The 17,661-nt window shown below is 56.1% G+C and carries 13 protein-coding genes; 4 read left to right on the top strand and 9 right to left on the bottom strand.

Features of this window, described 5'->3' with window-relative positions:
* Nucleotides 1-13: 13 nt before the first annotated feature.
* Nucleotides 14-685 carry a 7-carboxy-7-deazaguanine synthase QueE gene (gene queE / locus F8R23_RS13770; RefSeq protein ID WP_129934282.1) on the bottom strand — a complete coding sequence of 224 codons (672 nt, stop codon included), beginning with the start codon at nt 683-685 and terminating at the stop codon, nt 14-16.
* 323 nt (nt 686-1,008) lie between these two features.
* On the opposite strand from queE, the gene F8R23_RS13775 reads away from it, so the two are divergent.
* The 4 genes from F8R23_RS13775 (at nt 1,009) to F8R23_RS13790 (ending at nt 7,437) form a co-directional block, all read left to right on the top strand.
* Entirely contained in the window at nt 1,009-2,346 is a 1,338-nt protein-coding gene (locus tag F8R23_RS13775; RefSeq protein WP_151415723.1) for an MFS transporter, read from the top strand.
* Nucleotides 2,347-2,721: 375 nt separating this feature from the next.
* The gene (gene hutU / locus F8R23_RS13780; protein WP_129934279.1) at nt 2,722-4,413 is read left to right on the top strand and encodes a urocanate hydratase; all 1,692 of its coding nucleotides are present in this window, start codon (nt 2,722-2,724) and stop codon (nt 4,411-4,413) included.
* Entirely contained in the window at nt 4,410-5,945 is a 1,536-nt protein-coding gene (gene hutH / locus F8R23_RS13785) for a histidine ammonia-lyase (RefSeq protein WP_099063053.1), read from the top strand. Before hutU ends, hutH begins: the two co-directional genes overlap by 4 nt.
* Nucleotides 5,946-6,045: 100 nt before the next feature.
* A complete protein-coding gene (locus tag F8R23_RS13790) occupies nt 6,046-7,437 on the top strand; it encodes an amino acid permease (protein WP_129937883.1) in 1,392 nt (463 codons plus the stop codon).
* A gap of 129 nt (nt 7,438-7,566) precedes the next feature.
* On the opposite strand, the gene F8R23_RS13795 is transcribed toward F8R23_RS13790, so the two are convergent.
* The 8 genes from F8R23_RS13795 to F8R23_RS13830 all read right to left on the bottom strand — a co-directional run bounded on the left by F8R23_RS13795 (nt 7,567) and on the right by F8R23_RS13830 (nt 17,561).
* Nucleotides 7,567-8,757 (bottom strand): methionine gamma-lyase, encoded by a 1,191-nt coding sequence (locus tag F8R23_RS13795; RefSeq protein WP_129937884.1) that lies wholly within the window; start codon nt 8,755-8,757, stop codon nt 7,567-7,569.
* Nucleotides 8,758-8,803: 46 nt separating this feature from the next.
* Nucleotides 8,804-9,175, bottom strand: a complete 372-nt coding sequence (locus tag F8R23_RS13800) for a hypothetical protein (RefSeq protein WP_085120259.1) — start codon at nt 9,173-9,175, stop codon at nt 8,804-8,806.
* A gap of 10 nt (nt 9,176-9,185) precedes the next feature.
* A complete protein-coding gene (locus tag F8R23_RS13805; RefSeq protein ID WP_129937885.1) occupies nt 9,186-10,376 on the bottom strand; it encodes an NAD(P)/FAD-dependent oxidoreductase in 1,191 nt (396 codons plus the stop codon).
* Between the two features lie 311 nt (nt 10,377-10,687).
* Nucleotides 10,688-11,983: a phosphopyruvate hydratase gene (eno, locus tag F8R23_RS13810; RefSeq protein WP_099063057.1), complete on the bottom strand. Its 1,296-nt coding sequence runs from the start codon at nt 11,981-11,983 to the stop codon at nt 10,688-10,690.
* Between the two features lie 81 nt (nt 11,984-12,064).
* A complete protein-coding gene (pyrG, locus tag F8R23_RS13815; protein WP_099063058.1) occupies nt 12,065-13,702 on the bottom strand; it encodes a glutamine hydrolyzing CTP synthase in 1,638 nt (545 codons plus the stop codon).
* 367 nt (nt 13,703-14,069) lie between these two features.
* The gene (gene mazG, locus F8R23_RS13820; RefSeq protein ID WP_129934273.1) at nt 14,070-14,864 is read right to left on the bottom strand and encodes a nucleoside triphosphate pyrophosphohydrolase; all 795 of its coding nucleotides are present in this window, start codon (nt 14,862-14,864) and stop codon (nt 14,070-14,072) included.
* Between the two features lie 57 nt (nt 14,865-14,921).
* Complete coding sequence (gene relA / locus F8R23_RS13825; protein ID WP_099063059.1) at nt 14,922-17,153, bottom strand: GTP diphosphokinase; 2,232 nt, start codon at nt 17,151-17,153, stop codon at nt 14,922-14,924.
* Between the two features lie 60 nt (nt 17,154-17,213).
* Nucleotides 17,214-17,561: a class I SAM-dependent RNA methyltransferase family protein gene (locus F8R23_RS13830; RefSeq protein WP_369804755.1), complete on the bottom strand. Its 348-nt coding sequence runs from the start codon at nt 17,559-17,561 to the stop codon at nt 17,214-17,216.
* Between the last annotated feature and the right edge of the window lie 100 nt (nt 17,562-17,661).

Genomic DNA, 17,661 nt, shown 5'->3' on the forward strand with positions numbered 1-17,661 from the left:
GGCGCCCTGAGTTTTAAGCGATGTTCAGATATTTATGGGTCTGCATCGACAGGCGCCAGTTGCGCGCAATGCAGGTTTCAATACACAGGCGGGTCGCCTCATCCTTCTGACTGATCGGCTGCAACGCGATAATCCGCGGTTTCTCATCATGCAGCGTCGCCAGCAGCGCATCCAGCGCTTCAATATCACGCTCACGTCCGACCGGATGCTTTACTTCATCGGCGCGTTGCAAAGCCTGGCTCAGCACCTTCATGCCACCGCGCATATTCACCTTGGGTGAAACCGTTACCCAGGTTTTCGCCGAGCATTGGATCTCGTGGGTGCCGCTGGTTTCAATCTGGCAACCGTAGCCGTGCTCTTCGAGTAATTCAGTCAGCGGAGTCAGATCGTAAATGCAGGGTTCACCGCCGGTGATCACCACGTGGCGAGCGGTGTAGCCTTGTTGGCGAATGACCGCCAGTAACTGCTCGGCGCTGGCGCTGCCCCAGGCGTCGCTCTCTTCGGTTTTCACCAAAATCCGTTGCATATCAACTTCCCGATTGGCTTCCTTTTCCCAGGTATGTTTGGTATCGCACCAGCTGCATCCTACCGGGCAGCCCTGCAGGCGGATAAAAATGGCCGGAACGCCGGTAAAAAAGCCTTCGCCCTGCAAGGTTTGGAACATTTCATTAATCGGGTACTGCATCGGTATCTCAATCTGGAAAGGTAAAAAGGGATTATCGCAGATTCCAGCCCGGCGACCAAACGGGCGAAATTGTATTAAATTTTATCCACCGCTCGGCGGGCAGCCGATCTCACCGGCTATCGGCTTCATTTAATTCACTTACTGGGCCATACCCTGCCGCTGACGATGTAATCTGCTTCGCAAAAACAACATTTATTTAACGTATAAGATGAAAATATTTGACATAAACCGCCTGCGCGCAGATGTATATACAGGCAAGCACAAGCCGGACGCCAGTTTCGGCGGTTCATCCACCACAATCACATCTGCGTTTAGAGGGTGCCATGGCTCATTCCACCGAGTTGAATATTCAGCAGGCCATCGACGACAGCAAATTCTCGCTGTTTCACTGGGCCTTGATCATATTGGGATTCCTGATCCTGGCCATTGATGGCTTTGACACTGCGGCTATGGGGTATATCGCCCCTTCGGTCGCCAAAGACTGGGGCATTGTAAAACAGGATCTCGGCCCGGTACTGAGCGCCGCCCTGTTGGGCCTGTCACTCGGTGCACTGGTTGCCGGACCGATCTCCGACCGTATCGGTCGCAAACGGGTATTGGTGTTTTCATGCCTGTTCTTCGGTCTTTCAAGCCTGGCCACCGCCTATGCCGGGTCACTCAATAGCCTGACGCTGTGGCGTTTTCTCACCGGTCTGGGGCTGGGAGCGGCAATGCCGAACGCCATCACGCTGATTTCCGAATATGCACCGCAGCGCTGCCGTTCATTGGCGATTAACACCATGTACTGTGGTTTCCCTCTGGGTGCCGCAGGCGGCGGAGCGATTTCGTCATGGCTTATCCCGGCCTATGGCTGGCACAGCGTGCTGTTGCTGGGAGCGATCGCTCCGCTGGTGCTGACGGTATTGTTGATCCTGTTCCTGCCGGAATCGGTCAAGTACATGGTTAACCGCGGTAAAGACGCGATCAAAATCAAACGCATTGCCCAGCGCTTTGTCAGCCAGGATCTCGACAAGGTAACCCGCTTCTATCTGTATGAAGAGAAACTGGCACAGTCGAAAACCAGCGTCGGCCTGTTGTTCACCCGGCCTTATCTGACCGGCACGCTGATGCTGTGGCTGACCTACTTTATGGGGCTGGTAATTTATTACGTGTTGCTGAGCTGGATGCCGATCCTGATGCAGGGGCTGGGCTATCAGTTGGAGCAGTCGGCGATCCTGACCTCGCTGTTCACCTTCGGCGGCACCCTTGGCATTCTGGTGGCCGGCTGGCTGATGGATCGCTGGAATGCCCATAAGGTGGTGTCGAGCGGCTTTGTCATTACCGCGCTGCTGATCGTGGCGATGGCCACCGAGGACAGCCATATCGTGCTGCTGGGCACCTTTATCTTCCTGATGGGGATTACCATGAACGGCGCGCAGTCCGGCCTGCAAACGCTGGCGGCGACCTTCTACCCCACCCACAGTCGCGCAACCGGCATTGCCTGGATGCAGGGCATCGGCCGCTTTGGTGGCGTGGCAGGAACCATGATGGGGGCGCAACTGCTGGCCATGCAGTGGGAAGTACAGAGTATTTTGATGTTCCTGTGCGTACCGGCGTTGATCGCCGCTATTGCCACGGTATTCAAAATGACCCGCAGAGCGGTATTACAGCCTGCTGCATAAAGAAAAATGCCCGCCCTCTCGCGGGCGTTTTGCTTGCAGCGATAGGACTTTTTTATCACAGGGCCTAACTTGTAATAGGTATGTAAATTTATTGTGATTGGACGCGCAAAATTGACCCATTTTTAATTCATTTTTGTTGAATAGCTCACTGTTCTCCCCTGCCCAGCTAATGGACACAACGTCTGATTAAACGGCATCATACTGATTAATAAAGAAAATAACTTTCTCTTATGCCATTTTTGGCATTCACTGGTCGGTGTTGCATATGCTTGTACATACAAGTATATGTTAATAAACCCTACGCATTGTTATGGCGTGGTGATTCACCCCACCGCGTTATGGGATTCTGTACCAATACTGTTTGAGGAAAATGCTGTGACTGCAAATAACAAAGTTCGCAATGTCGAAGTACGCGCACCACGCGGCACAAAATTAAATGCAAAAAGCTGGCTGACCGAAGCGCCGTTGCGCATGCTGATGAACAACCTCGATCCTGAAGTGGCGGAGAACCCGCACGAGCTGGTGGTATATGGCGGTATTGGCCGCGCTGCGCGTGACTGGGATTGCTATGACAAGATTGTCGCCACCCTGAAAACCCTGGAAGACGACGAAACGCTGCTGGTGCAGTCCGGCAAACCGGTTGGGGTATTCAAAACCCACAGCAACGCACCACGCGTGCTGATCGCCAACTCCAACCTGGTGCCTCACTGGGCAACCTGGGAACACTTTAACGAACTGGACGCCAAAGGCCTGGCCATGTACGGCCAGATGACCGCCGGCAGCTGGATCTACATCGGCAGCCAGGGCATCGTCCAGGGTACCTACGAGACCTTCGTGGAAGCGGGTCGCCAGCATTATGACGGCAGCCTGCAGGGCCGCTGGGTGCTGACCGCCGGTCTGGGTGGCATGGGTGGCGCACAGCCGCTGGCCGCGACATTGGCAGGCGCTTGCTCGCTGAACATCGAATGCCAGCAGAGCCGCATCGATTTCCGTCTGAAAACCCGCTACGTCGATGAACAAGCGGTGGATCTGGACGACGCACTGGCTCGCATCAAGAAATACACCGCTGAAGGCAAAGCCATCTCCATCGCCCTGTGCGGTAACGCGGCGGACGTTCTGCCGGAACTGGTACGCCGCGGCGTGCGTCCGGACATGGTCACCGACCAGACCAGCGCCCACGATCCGCTGAACGGCTACCTGCCTAAGGGCTGGAGCTGGGAAGAATACCGTCAGCGTGCGCTGACCGAACCCGCTCAGGTGGTTATCGCCGCCAAGCAGTCAATGGCCGAACACGTCGAAGCCATGCTGGCGTTCCAGAAAATGGGCGTGCCAACCTTCGACTATGGCAACAACATTCGTCAGATGGCGAAAGAAATGGGCGTCAGCAACGCCTTTGATTTCCCGGGCTTCGTACCTGCTTACATCCGCCCGCTGTTCTGTCGCGGTGTTGGCCCATTCCGCTGGGCTGCACTGTCCGGCGATCCGCAAGACATCTACAAAACCGACGCCATGGTTAAAGAGCTGATCCCGGATGACGAGCATCTGCACCGCTGGCTGGATATGGCGCGCGAGCGCATCAGCTTCCAGGGCCTGCCGGCACGTATCTGCTGGGTCGGTCTGGGCCAGCGCGCCAAGCTGGGTCTGGCGTTCAACGAAATGGTCCGCAGCGGTGAGCTGTCCGCACCAATCGTGATCGGCCGTGACCATCTGGACTCCGGCTCGGTTGCCAGCCCGAACCGTGAAACCGAATCGATGAAAGACGGTTCAGACGCCGTCTCTGACTGGCCACTGCTTAATGCCCTGCTCAATACCGCCAGTGGCGCGACCTGGGTTTCTCTGCACCACGGTGGTGGCGTCGGCATGGGCTTCTCCCAGCATTCCGGTATGGTTATCGTTTGTGACGGCACCGATGAAGCCGCAGAACGCATCGCCCGCGTATTACATAATGACCCAGCCACCGGCGTGATGCGTCATGCCGATGCCGGTTACGACATCGCCATTGAATGCGCCCGAGAGCAAGGGTTGAACCTGCCGATGGTGGCTGCGACTCAAGGAGACAAAGCATGAAAGCGCTGACTATCCGCCCAGGTCACCTGACACTGGCGCAACTGCGTGAAGTTTACCTACACCCGGTCACCCTGACACTGGACGACAATGCCTACGCCGACATCCAGCAGAGTGTCGCCCTGGTTGAGCGTATCGTTGAGGAAGACCGCACCACTTACGGTATCAACACCGGTTTCGGCTTGTTGGCATCCACCCGCATCGCCCGCGAAGATCTGGAAAATCTGCAGCGTTCGATCGTGCTGTCACACGCTGCCGGTGTCGGAGCGCCAACCGACGATAGCCTGGTGCGTCTGATTATGGTGTTGAAGATCAACAGCCTGTCGCGCGGTTTTTCCGGCATCCGTCTGGAAGTGATCCAGGCGCTGATGGCGCTGGTCAACGCCGAAGTTTACCCGCATATCCCGCTGAAAGGCTCCGTTGGCGCTTCCGGCGACCTGGCACCGTTGGCACACATGAGTCTGGTGCTGCTGGGTGAAGGCAAGGCCCGTTATCAGGGCGAATGGCTGCCCGCCACCGAAGCACTGGCCAAAGCGGGCCTGAAACCGCTGACGCTGGCGGCCAAAGAAGGCCTGGCGCTGCTGAACGGCACCCAGGTTTCCGCCGCCTTCGCCCTGCGTGGCCTGTTTGATGTAGAAGATCTGTACGCCGCAGCAACGGTCACCGGTAGCATGACAGTGGAAGCCGCTCTGGGCTCACGCAGCCCGTTCGACGAGCGTATTCATGCCGTGCGTGGCCAGCGCGGCCAGATTGACGCCGCCGCCGCTTACCGCCACCTGCTGGGTGAACGCAGCGAAGTCTCCGATTCACACCGCAACTGCGACAAGGTGCAGGATCCGTACTCCCTGCGCTGCCAGCCGCAGGTGATGGGCGCCTGCCTGACCCAAATCCGCCAGGCCGCCGAAGTACTGGAAATCGAAGCCAACGCCGTCTCCGACAACCCACTGGTGTTCGCAGAACAGGGTGACGTGCTGTCCGGCGGTAACTTCCACGCCGAGCCGGTCGCGATGGCTGCCGACAATCTGGCGCTGGCGTTTGCCGAAATTGGCTCGTTGTCCGAACGTCGCATCTCGCTGATGATGGATAAGCACATGTCGCAACTGCCACCTTTCCTGGTGGACAACGGCGGGGTGAACTCCGGCTTTATGATTGCTCAGGTTACCGCCGCGGCGCTGACCAGCGAAAACAAGGCACTGGCGCACCCGGCCAGCGTCGACAGCATCCCAACCTCCGCCAACCAGGAAGACCATGTTTCCATGGCACCGGCCGCCGGTCGTCGCCTGTGGGAAATGGCGGATAACGTACGCGGCATTCTGGCCGTTGAATGGCTGGCTGCCTGTCAGGGACTGGATCTGCGTAAAGGGCTGAAAACCACCGAAAGTCTGGAGCAGGCTCGTCGGGTGCTACGCGAGCAAGTCAGTTACTACGACAAGGATCGTTTCTTCGCCCCCGACATTGAAGCTGCCAGCCTGCTGTTGGCGGCTGGTCATCTGACCTCTTTGATGCCTGCAGCGCTGCTGCCTAGCCAGGCATAAATAAAACCTACCACGCAGTTTGTTCTGTCCCACCGGGCGCGTTCCGCCCGGTGCGGATAGCGCGTGCCTGTTCTGCCGTAAAAACTCGACGGGAAGCAACATGCATAACGAAACAACACAACTCAGACGCGGATTAAACGCGCGACATATCCGCTTTATGGCACTCGGTTCCGCCATCGGTACCGGCCTGTTTTATGGCTCCGCCGGGGCGATACAACTGGCCGGTCCTGCGGTGCTGCTGGCCTATCTGGTGGGCGGCGCGGCGGTGTTTATGGTGATGCGCGCACTGGGTGAAATGGCGGTACATCAGCCGGTTTCCGGTTCGTTCGGCCACTACGCCAGCCACTATCTCGGCCCGCTGGCCGGTTTCCTCACCGGCTGGACCTATACCTTCGAAATGGTGATTGTCGCCTTGGCGGACGTGACCGCCTTCGGCATCTATATGGGGCTGTGGTTCCCGGACGTCGCCCAATGGGTGTGGGTGCTTAGCATCATTATGTTTATCGGCGCGCTCAATCTGTGCAGCGTGAAAGTGTTCGGTGAAATGGAGTTCTGGCTGTCGCTGATCAAGGTTGCAGCCATTGTGGCAATGATAGTCGGCGGTGCGGCGGTGATGCTGTTTGGTTTCGGCCAGACTCAGCACGCCACCGGCATCAGCAATCTGTGGGAACACGGCGGCTTTATGCCTAACGGCTTCAGCGGCGTGGTCGCTTCATTGGCGGTCGTGATGTTCGCCTTTGGCGGCATTGAGATCATCGGCATCACCGCCAGCGAGGCGAAAGACCCCGCGAAGGTCCTGCCGAAGGCGATCAATGCGGTTCCGATTCGTATCCTGCTGTTCTATGTGCTGACACTGCTGGTACTGATGGCTATCTATCCGTGGAACAGCATCGGTCAGAACGGCAGCCCATTTGTTGAGATCTTCAGCAATCTGGGGATCAGCTCCGCCGCCAACGTGTTGAACGTGGTGGTGATCACCGCCGCGATTTCCGCCATCAACAGCGATATTTTCGGTGCGGGCCGCATGATGTACGGCATGGCGCAAGATGGCCAGGCGCCGAAAAGCTTTACCCGGTTGACCAATAACGGCGTGCCCTGGATGACGGTGCTGGTGATGTCGGTGGCCCTGCTGCTGGGCGTGGTGCTCAACTACCTGATGCCTAAACAGGTGTTTATGATCATCGCCTCCATTGCCACCTTCGCCACCGTCTGGGTGTGGCTGATGATCTTGCTGTCGCAGATCGCCATGCGCCGCACGCTGACGCCGCAAGAGGTCAGCAAACTGAGTTTCCCGGTGCCATGGTGGCCGGTCGCACCGGCACTGGCAACGATATTTATGCTGTTCGTTATCGGCCTGCTCGGTTACTTCGAAGACAGCCGCATCGCCCTGTACGTTGGGCTGGTGTGGGTGGCCTTCCTTACCCTGGCTTACTGGTTGTGGGTGCGTAAAAAAGGCAGGGGTTCACCCGTCACGTCCTCACCACAGCATTAACCTCACGAGCCTGCTGGCACCGGACATCGCCAGCAGCGCCGCGCTGTTGCAGAATGAGCTGGCGCTGGCGGAGATTGCCCCGGCCTTACTGTAACCCCCGTCCCTGCCCGCCGGGCGGGGGCACCAAGGTTAGCGCTGAGCCAGAGCCTCACGGATATCTGCCTGCAGATCGCTCAGATCTTCCAGCCCGGCAGACAGTCGCACCAAACCGTCGCTGATATGGTGACGCTGCCGCTCCTCGGCGCTGTAGGCCGAGTGCGTCATGCTCGCCGGGTGTTGGGCCAGAGATTCACAATCCCCCAGGCTGACCGCGCGCAAGATGAGGCCTAGCCCATTGAGGAAGCGGATCCCCGCGGCCATACCGCCTTTCAGTTCAAATGCCAGCATGCCGCCTGGCCGCGCCATTTGCCGCTGCGCCAATGCATACTGCGGGAAGTCCTCCAGACCGGGATAATAAACCCGTTCCACCGCCGAATGCTGCGCCAGCATTTCCGCCAGGTGCTGAGCGTTATCGCAGTGGCGCTCCATACGCAGCGGCAAGGTTTTCAGCCCACGCAGCAGCAACGCGGCATCCTGTGCCGACAGTACCGCGCCGTTCATGTCTTTCAGACCGACCAAACGGATGTCCTGCGCCAGATCCTGACGCGTCACCGCCAGACCGGCCAATAAGTCACCGTGCCCCCCGATGTATTTGGTGGCGGAATGCACCACAATGTCCGCCCCCAACTCCAGCGGCCGTTGCAGATACGGCGTGCAATAGGTGTTATCCACCAGCAACAGCGCCCCCTGACGGTGAGCAATCTCGGCGACCGCAGCAATATCGACCAGCCGCATATTTGGGTTAGCTGGCGTTTCGCAATACACCAGCCGGGTACGCGGCCCTATCGCCGCCGCCAACCGCTCTGGCCGGGTCAGGTCAACGTGGGTGACTTTCACACCGTAACGTGCCAGTCCATGATGGAAGTAGCTGAAAGTGCAGCCATAAATGGTTTCATCGACGATCAGCTCATCCCCCGGGCTGAGCAGCGTCCAGCAGCAGGCGGTAATCGCGCCCATGCCGGAGGCAAAAGCCACCGCTGCCTCCCCACCTTCCAGATCGGCAATTCGCTGTTCCAGCAGGTTAACCGTTGGGTTGGCAATACGTGAATAAAAATAGCCTGGCTCAGTGCCAGCAAAACAGGCACCGCCGTATTCCGCCGTCGGGAAGGTAAAGGTCGAACTCATAAACACCGGTGGGCAGAGCGCCCCCAGATATTGCTGGGGATCGTAGCCGTGGTGGATCGCTCGCGTGGCAAAGCCGTGCCTGAGGATGGCAGACATAACAACTCCTTTCCTGAATGAGTGAAAGCAATTCCAATGATTCCGATTAAACCTCTGGGGGCAGTGCTCCGCTGCGCACCCGCTGGCCGATGATTTGCAGGGTACGTAGCACCAGCATCAGGCCCAGCAAGGTATCTGGCTGACGCAACAAGGCATACAGCGAGCGAAAATTAGCGGGTGAGGGATCCGACTGCAGCTCGGTATGCGCCATCTTTAATGCCATTCCCCCTTCCCACCCCGCAGCCACCAGGCCTTCAAACACGCCGGACAATTTCTCCACCAGCGCGTTATCGGCGATATCCACCAGATCCGACAGCAGCGACAGCAGATCGACCACGTTATCGAGTCGCCCACCGGCCAGCAGTGGCTGTAACTTGTCCAGCAAGGGTGCCAGGGATTGTTGTTCAGATGCGTTCATAGGCCCTCCGTTAGATCAGCCCGCGTACCGTTGCCCAATAGAGCCCGCGATTAAAGCCGTTGCGCAGCATGCCGCCCACTTTGGTTGACGGTGTCGGCAGCACATCGTGGCGATAGTCATAGACCAGCGGCATACCGGCTTGCAGCCCCATTTGGGCGATCGCCTGTACTTTGCCGTCGTAGTGGCTGACGGTTTGGCCCAGTCGCAGTTCAGCCACGATATTGTCAGCGATCACCGGTGCCTGATTGTGGCAAGAGCCACCGGCCTTGCTGACCGGCAGATCCACCGTATCGCCGATAACATAAACCCCCTGCTGACCATAAACCTGTAACGTCTGGTGGTCGGTCGGCAGCCAGCCTTCGCCAGTGTTGCCCTCACTCAGACCGGTATTGCACACCGCCTCCACCGCGCGGATCGGTGGCGTGGCCATAAGAATATCGAACGGCTGTTCCTCACCCTCGGCGGAGTAAGCAATTTTCTGCTGTGCGTCCACCCGGCTGAGAGTAAACCCACGCTGATGACGGATATCACGCGCCGCGAAGATGCCGGGCAAGGCCTCGGCGGTTGGACGTTGCAAAAACAAACAGTTACGCAGCAACTGCGAGACACTGGGATAGGTATAAACAATTTCGACCGCCTTACGCACCCCGCGTCGACGCAGGTAATCATCGAGCATCAGCGTGGTTTCTATCGGTGCAATACCGCACTGATGCGGCACGTTAGGCGTTTCGGGGAAGGAGACGGTAATAAAAATTCGGCCTTTTTCAATCGTCGCCAGCTTTTGCGCCAGCTGTCGGGCTGCCTGATATTGGTAGAAGTGATCGCCCGCCTGCGCCAGCCCGTCGATACGATCCGGCCAGGGCACACAGCCAGTGGCAAACACCAAAAAATCATAGGGGTACTGTTTACCGCTGTGGCAATGGATCACCCGTTGAGATAAATCGAATCGCTCTGCCTTGTCGACAATAAACTTTATTTCCGGGCGTAACAGGCTTTGTTGAGAACGGGTTAATTCCTGCTTGAAGAAGGCGTTAAAAGCCACATACATAAATGCCGGTTTATAATAGTGAAACGGGGAGTCCGATATCATTAATAACTCAACTTTATTATTCACTATCTCCCGATGTAATTTCGCGGCCAGTAAATTAGCCAATATAGTCCCGCCAGTGCCACCACCGACTATCACAATCCTGTTTCGCATCAAACCCTCGCCCAGCCGGCCTGCGGGTCGGCAAATTGATAGGGGAACGAATTGAGGCAGGTTACTGCTATCCGAACTCTGCCTTACTGGCAGTCTAGTAACTAAAAATTATAAAGCAATTAAAAAGGGAATTTATAAATAGGAATTTTATTATTATAATTAAATTATAGAGTTATAAAACACCGAATCAATAATTAATAATATACTAATAAATAACACACTATAACTTACTGGAATCATAACTCGCTGGATAACACCTATAAAAAAACCCGCCGCAGCGGGTTTTTATTTAGCAACGAACCAAGCCGTTATTACTGACCTTTAACTTCTTTCAGGCCGTTGAACGGTGCGCGTGAACCCAGCGCTTCTTCGATACGGATCAGTTGGTTGTATTTAGCAACGCGGTCAGAACGGCTCATGGAACCGGTTTTGATCTGGCCAGCCGCAGTACCTACCGCGAGATCGGCGATAGTTGCGTCTTCGGTTTCACCTGAACGGTGAGAGATCACCGCGGTGTAGCCTGCGTCTTTCGCCATCTTGATAGCAGCCAGGGTTTCGGTCAGAGAACCGATCTGGTTGAATTTGATCAGGATGGAGTTAGCGATGCCTTTATCGATGCCTTCTTTCAGGATCTTGGTGTTGGTTACGAACAGGTCGTCGCCCACCAGCTGGATTTTGTCGCCCAGCACTTTGGTCTGGTATGCGAAACCATCCCAGTCAGATTCGTCCAGACCGTCTTCGATAGACACGATTGGGTACTGTTTGGTCAGGTCTTCCAGGAAGTGAGTGAACTCTTCGGAAGTGAAGGCTTTGTTGCCTTCGCCGGCCAGTACATATTTACCGTCTTTGTAGAACTCGGAAGCCGCACAGTCCATGGCCAGAGTCACATCTTTGCCCAGCTCGTAGCCTGCTGCTTTTACCGCTTCAGCGATAACAGCCAGCGCTTCAGCGTTGGAACCCAGGTTTGGTGCGTAGCCGCCTTCGTCACCGACAGCCGTGTTCAGACCTTTAGCCTTCAGCACTTTCGCCAGGTGATGGAATACTTCAGAACCGATGCGAACGGCTTCTTTCAGGGATTTCGCGCCAACCGGCTGAATCATAAATTCCTGAATATCGACGTTGTTGTCAGCGTGCTCGCCGCCGTTGATGATGTTCATCATAGGCAGTGGCATAGAGAATTTTCCTGGGGTGCCGTTCAGCTCAGCGATGTGCTCATACAGCGGCATACCTTTGGAAGCCGCAGCCGCTTTGGCAGCAGCCAGGGAAACCGCCAGAATGGCGTTAGCGCCGAATTGGGATTTGTTTTCGGTGCCGTCCAGGTCGATCATAATCTTGTCGATGTTAGCCTGGTCTTTGGCATCTTTACCCAGTACTGCCTGAGCAATCGGGCCGTTTACTGCAGCAACGGCTTTCAGTACGCCTTTACCCAGGAAACGAGACTTGTCACCGTCACGCAGTTCCAGTGCTTCACGGGAACCGGTAGAAGCACCTGACGGCGCAGCAGCCAGACCTACGAAACCGCCTTCCAGATGCACTTCGGCTTCAACAGTCGGGTTACCGCGGGAGTCGATGATTTCACGACCGATGACTTTAACGATTTTGGACATTAGGTTTTCCTCAGTACAAGTTAAACTAAAACTCCAGACAAACAGCGCGCGGTTCTCACCGCGCGCCGCCTACCAAATATTTTATTTCACCTGGCGCTTCTGATACTCACCAGCGGCCTTCACAAAGCCGGCGAACAACGGATGACCATCACGCGGCGTCGAAGTAAATTCCGGGTGGAACTGACAAGCTACAAACCACGGATGATTCGGCAGTTCGATAATCTCAACCAGCTTGTTGTCTGCAGAACGGCCGGCAACACGCAGCCCGGCGGCTTCGATCTGCTTCAACAGCATGTTGTTAACTTCATAGCGGTGACGATGACGTTCAACAATGGTCGGTTCGCCGTACATCTGACGTACCAGGCTATTGTCGGTCAGGTGGCATTGCTGGCCACCGACACGCATCGTGCCACCCAAATCGCTTTCTTCAGTACGCACTTCGACGTTGCCGTCTTCGTCACGCCACTCGGTGATCAACGCCACCACCGGGTACTTACAGTCTGGCACAAACTCGGTAGAGTTGGCGTTCTCCATACCCACCACGTTGCGGGCGAACTCCATCAGTGCCACCTGCATACCCAGACAGATGCCCAGATAAGGGATGTTATTTTCACGCGCAAAACGCGCGGTCATCACCTTGCCTTCCACACCACGGTAGCCGAAGCCGCCTGGGATCAGGATCGCGTCCAGACCTTTCAGCACTTCTACGCCGCGGGTTTCCACATCCTGCGAGTCGATAAGCTTGATGTTCACGGTCAGACGATTTTTCAGGCCGCCGTGTTTCAAGGCTTCAATCACTGACTTATAGGCATCCGGCAACTCGACATATTTGCCGACCATGCCAATAGTCACTTCGCCGCCCGGATTAGCTTCTTCGTAAATTACCTGCTCCCATTCGGCCAGGTTGGCTTCCGGCGCGTTGAGGCTGAATCGTTTACAAATATAATCATCAAGGCCCTGAGATTTCAAGAGGCCTGGGATTTTATAAATAGAATCAACGTCTTTTAGGGAGATAACCGCTTTTTCCGGCACGTTACAGAAAAGTGCGATTTTCGCACGTTCGTTAGCAGGAACGGCGCGATCGGAACGGCAAATCAGCACATCAGGCTGAATACCGATAGAAAGCAGCTCTTTTACGGAATGCTGAGTAGGTTTGGTTTTCACTTCACCGGCAGCGGCCAGGTACGGCACCAGCGTCAGATGCATGTACAGGGTGTGCTCACGGCCCACTTCCACAGCCATCTGACGAATGGCTTCCAGGAACGGCAGCGATTCGATATCGCCCACGGTACCGCCGATCTCAACCAATACCACGTCGTGACCTTCGCCACCTTCGAGGATACGCTCTTTGATCGCGTTGGTGATGTGCGGGATAACCTGTACGGTTGCGCCCAGATAGTCGCCACGGCGTTCTTTACGCAGAACGTCGGAGTAGATACGGCCGGTGGTGAAGTTATTGCGGCGCGACATTTTGGTACGGATGTAGCGCTCGTAGTGACCCAAATCCAGATCGGTTTCTGCGCCGTCTTCGGTGACGAAAACTTCCCCATGCTGAATCGGGCTCATGGTGCCCGGATCCACGTTGATGTACGGGTCCAGTTTCATGATGGTAACGTTGAGGCCACGGGCTTCAAGAATAGCCGCCAGAGAGGCTGCGGCAATGCCTTTACCCAGAGAGGATACGACCCCGCCGGTCACAAAAATATAATTAGTTGTCATGCTGAACCTGAGAGTTTAGGTTTAAAGACGATGGAAGAACCAAGACGGGAAAGTAGTATACCCGAACCTCTTCAGACCTACAAACGATCGTTTTACTGTCCATCATCTCTGTCACCCTCAGGAGTTCATCCGGGTTTACCTTATCGGCACACCCTCGGTGGTCTTTTTAAAACAATGAGTTAGCACGGAAAATCTCAATTTACCGCCCTTTGGCAACCATAAAACACCTTAGATTTCAGTTTGTTGGCGTTTTACTGTCGGGACGTCGCGGTTCAGCAAACCATGACCCAAAGCTTAACCGTTTCAGCTTAGGTAGATCTTGTCTCCGATCAACATTGCGACATTCATAGGACAGCACCGCAGCAGATTAGTTTTCCTGACATTTAACCTGCTGCCACGCCTCTTCCATCTGCTCCAGCGTGGCTTCACCCATTTGCAGCCCACGCTGTTTGACGATCTCTTCCACCTGACGGAAACGGCGCTCAAACTTGCGATTGGCTGCCTGCAGCGCGTTTTCTGCCTTGTGGCCAAGATGACGGGATAAATTCACCGTGGCGAACAGCAGATCGCCGATTTCCTCTTCCAGCTTCTGCTCGTCGACCACCGCCTGCCGCGCTTCATGCATCACTTCGTCGATCTCTTCGTACACCTTGTCCAGCACTGGCCCCAGAGTGTGCCAGTCAAAACCGACCGAGGCGCAGCGTTTCTGAATTTTGTGCGCCTTCATCAATGCCGGCAACGCCTGAGGAATGTCATCCAACGCCGAATGCAGCTCTTTCTCGGCGCGTTCACCGGCCTTCAACTGCTCCCAGCGCGCCGCAACGACTTCACTGTCCGCAGCATCGGCTTCGCCAAAGATATGCGGGTGACGGCGCTCCAGCTTGTCGCTGATGGCATTGCACACCTCATCGAAGTCAAACAGCCCCTGCTCCTGGCCCATTTGGGCATAAAACACCACCTGGAACAGCAGATCGCCCAGTTCATCACGCAGATCGCCATAGTCCTGGCGCTCAATGGCATCCAGCACTTCGTAGGTTTCTTCCAGCGTGTAAGGCGCGATAGTGGCGAAGGTTTGCTTGCGGTCCCACGGGCAACCGGCCTGCGGATCGCGCAGCGTTTTCATGATGTTCAGCAAGCGTTGCAGCGGAGAAGATTGGGTCATGACAGAGTCTCTGAAAGGTGCGGGGCCCAATATATGGGCCCCGATAAAAATGTAAGGTTAGCTGCCGTGCAGTCGTTTGGCATCTATCACATCCGGCAGTTGGTTGAGCTTGGCCAATACCCGGCCCAGCACCTGCTGGTTATAGATTTCAATGTCCATATCGATGGTCGCCAACTGCTTTTTGGTGTCGCTCCGGCTGGCCACGCCCAGCACGTTGACCTTTTCGTTGGCCAAAATGGTGGTGATGTCGCGCAGCAGACCGCTGCGATCGTTGGCCATCACACGCACCACCAGCGAATAACCGCTGGAGTAGCTTTCGCCCCACACCGCGTCAACGATACGTTCCGGCGCATGCGACTGCAGATCCACCAGTTGGTCACAGTCTGCCCGGTGGATCGAAATACCGCGTCCCTGGGTGATAAAGCCGACAATGTCGTCACCCGGGATCGGCTGGCAGCAGCGGGCAATGTGGTGCATCAGGTTACCTACCCCTTCCACCACCACCCGGCCGTTGTCCTTGCTGCGAGTTGCCGCTGGCGCCTTGTGCTGAACCAGTTGGCGCAGTGCTTCGCGATCCTGCTCTTCGGCGCTCGGTTTGTTGAACTTGCCCTGCAGGAAGTTCACCATCTGATTCAGGCGAATATCCCCGCCACCAATCGCCGCCAGGATTTCATCCAGCGAATTCATGTTGTAACGCGGGATCAACAGCTTCTCGGCCTCTTTCAGGCTGATGCCGAGGTGTTCCAGCTCGCTGTCCAGCATTTGGCGACCGGCCAGGATGTTCTTGTCACGATCCTGCTTGCGGAACCAATTGTGGATCTTGGAGCGCCCCCGGCTGGTGGTGACGTAGCCCAGGTTCGGGTTCAGCCAGTCACGGCTCGGGTTCGGCTGCTTCTGGGTGATGATTTCAATCTGATCGCCCATCCGCAGCTGGTAGGTAAAGGGCACGATGCGGCCGCCAATTTTGGCGCCGATGCAGCGGTGGCCGACGTCGCTGTGAATATGGTAGGCAAAGTCGAGCGGCGTAGAGCCGGCCGGCAGATCCACCACGTCGCCTTTCGGGGTAAACACATAAACCCGATCGTCGAATACCTGGCTGCGAACCTCGTCGAGCATCTCGCCGGAATCCGCCATCTCTTCCTGCCAGGCGATCAGTTTGCGTAGCCAGGCGATGCGTTCTTCATAGCCGGAACGCACTGTCGCAACCGCGCCCTCTTTGTATTTCCAGTGCGCAGCCACGCCCAGTTCGGCGTCTTCATGCATCTGGCGGGTACGGATCTGGATCTCCAGCGTTTTACCGCGCGGCCCCAGCACCACGGTGTGGATCGACTGATAACCGTTAGGTTTCGGGTTGGCGACATAGTCGTCGAACTCATCCGGCAGATGGCGGAAGTGGGTATGCACAATCCCCAGCGCCGCATAGCAGTCCTGCAAGCGCTCGACCACCACGCGCACCGCGCGCACGTCAAACAGCTCGTCAAACGCCAGGGCTTTCTTCTGCATCTTGCGCCAGATGCTGTAGATATGTTTCGGGCGGCCGTAAATATCCGCCTTGATGCCCTCGTCGCCCATAGCACCACGCAGTGTAGCGACGAAATCATCAATAAATTGCTCGCGATCGATGCGGCGTTCATGCAGCAGTTTGGCGATGCGCTTGTATTCGTCCGGGTGCAGGTAGCGGAAGCAGAAATCTTCCAGCTCCCATTTCAGTTGCCCGATACCGAGGCGGTTGGCCAGCGGTGCATAGATATTCGAACACTCTTTGGCCGCCAGTACGCGTTCGTCTTCCGGCGCATCTTTCACTTCACGCAGGTGAGCGATACGCTCCGCCAGCTTGATCACCACGCAGCGGAAATCTTCCACCATCGCCAACAGCATGCGGCGCACATTGTCGACCTGTTCGGAGGCCATCGAATCGTTTTGGGTGGCTTTCAGTTGGCGGATGGCATCCATGTCGCGGACACCGTGTACCAGGTAGGTGATGCCCTTGCCGAAGGCTTCGGTCAGGGTTTCTTCCTCCACAATACCGGCATCCACCAGCGGGAACAGCAGCGCGGCGCGCATGCTGTCGTTGTCCATGCTCAGGGTCGAGAGGATTTCAACCATTTCCAGCCCGCGCCACAGCAATAGCGACGCGTTAGGGTGATTCTGAGTCTGTTGCTCACAGTAGCGCCAGGTTGCGGCTAATCGCTCACATGACTGCGGGTTAGGTAGCCCCAAGCTGGCAATCCACTCGTCGAGAGCAAATTCGCCAGCCGTGTTCAGATGTGCACTTCTTACCGCAACCATAACCTCTCCCTACTTTGCAGCGACCTCTGGCGCAAACCGTTAATCAACAGCGCCATTGACTCAATATGCCCCGTATGCGAAAACCGTTCCAACATTCACACACGCGCAAGACGATAAGAAGCTGGCGTGACTCAGCCTATTCTTATGTGCATTATATTGCCCATTAGCTCCCGGTGTGGCAACACCTTCTATGCCTGCCACCGCAGCGGCGCGTCGCGCCAACGGCAGGGTAAAAAGCCCCAGGCCACAGAACAGATCCAATACCCGAACATTGGGTTGAATAGCCTGCCATTCAAGGGCAAGCCCCACCATTAACTGATTTAATAAGCTATTTATCTGAATAAAGTCACACCAGCCAAAGTCTAAGCGTAGCCCGTCGCTCTGATAATACGGCGTTTCGGCGCACAGTTTTTCGAGACTCTCACTGCCCGGTGCCGAATAAAGAAGTACGCCATAGTTTGTCGAACGAGTGCCGGTTCATTTAAAGTAGAGCCTGTCCGGCAATTTT

Source organism: Serratia proteamaculans (assembly GCF_008830365.1).
In the GTDB taxonomy this organism is placed as follows: Bacteria; Pseudomonadota; Gammaproteobacteria; order Enterobacterales; family Enterobacteriaceae; genus Serratia; species Serratia proteamaculans.

What these genes read in the sequence shown, in the direction of transcription:
- eno (WP_099063057.1), bottom strand. Translation starts at nt 11,983, where the DNA reads ATGTCCAAAATCGTTAAAGTCATCGGTCGTGAAATCATCGACTCCCGC.
- F8R23_RS13775 (WP_151415723.1), top strand. Translation starts at nt 1,009, where the DNA reads ATGGCTCATTCCACCGAGTTGAATATTCAGCAGGCCATCGACGACAGC.
- F8R23_RS13795 (WP_129937884.1), bottom strand. Translation starts at nt 8,757, where the DNA reads ATGTCTGCCATCCTCAGGCACGGCTTTGCCACGCGAGCGATCCACCAC.
- F8R23_RS13805 (WP_129937885.1), bottom strand. Translation starts at nt 10,376, where the DNA reads ATGCGAAACAGGATTGTGATAGTCGGTGGTGGCACTGGCGGGACTATA.
- F8R23_RS13790 (WP_129937883.1), top strand. Translation starts at nt 6,046, where the DNA reads ATGCATAACGAAACAACACAACTCAGACGCGGATTAAACGCGCGACAT.
- mazG (WP_129934273.1), bottom strand. Translation starts at nt 14,864, where the DNA reads ATGACCCAATCTTCTCCGCTGCAACGCTTGCTGAACATCATGAAAACG.
- F8R23_RS13800 (WP_085120259.1), bottom strand. Translation starts at nt 9,175, where the DNA reads ATGAACGCATCTGAACAACAATCCCTGGCACCCTTGCTGGACAAGTTA.
- pyrG (WP_099063058.1), bottom strand. Translation starts at nt 13,702, where the DNA reads ATGACAACTAATTATATTTTTGTGACCGGCGGGGTCGTATCCTCTCTG.
- queE (WP_129934282.1), bottom strand. Translation starts at nt 685, where the DNA reads ATGCAGTACCCGATTAATGAAATGTTCCAAACCTTGCAGGGCGAAGGC.
- relA (WP_099063059.1), bottom strand. Translation starts at nt 17,153, where the DNA reads ATGGTTGCGGTAAGAAGTGCACATCTGAACACGGCTGGCGAATTTGCT.
- hutH (WP_099063053.1), top strand. Translation starts at nt 4,410, where the DNA reads ATGAAAGCGCTGACTATCCGCCCAGGTCACCTGACACTGGCGCAACTG.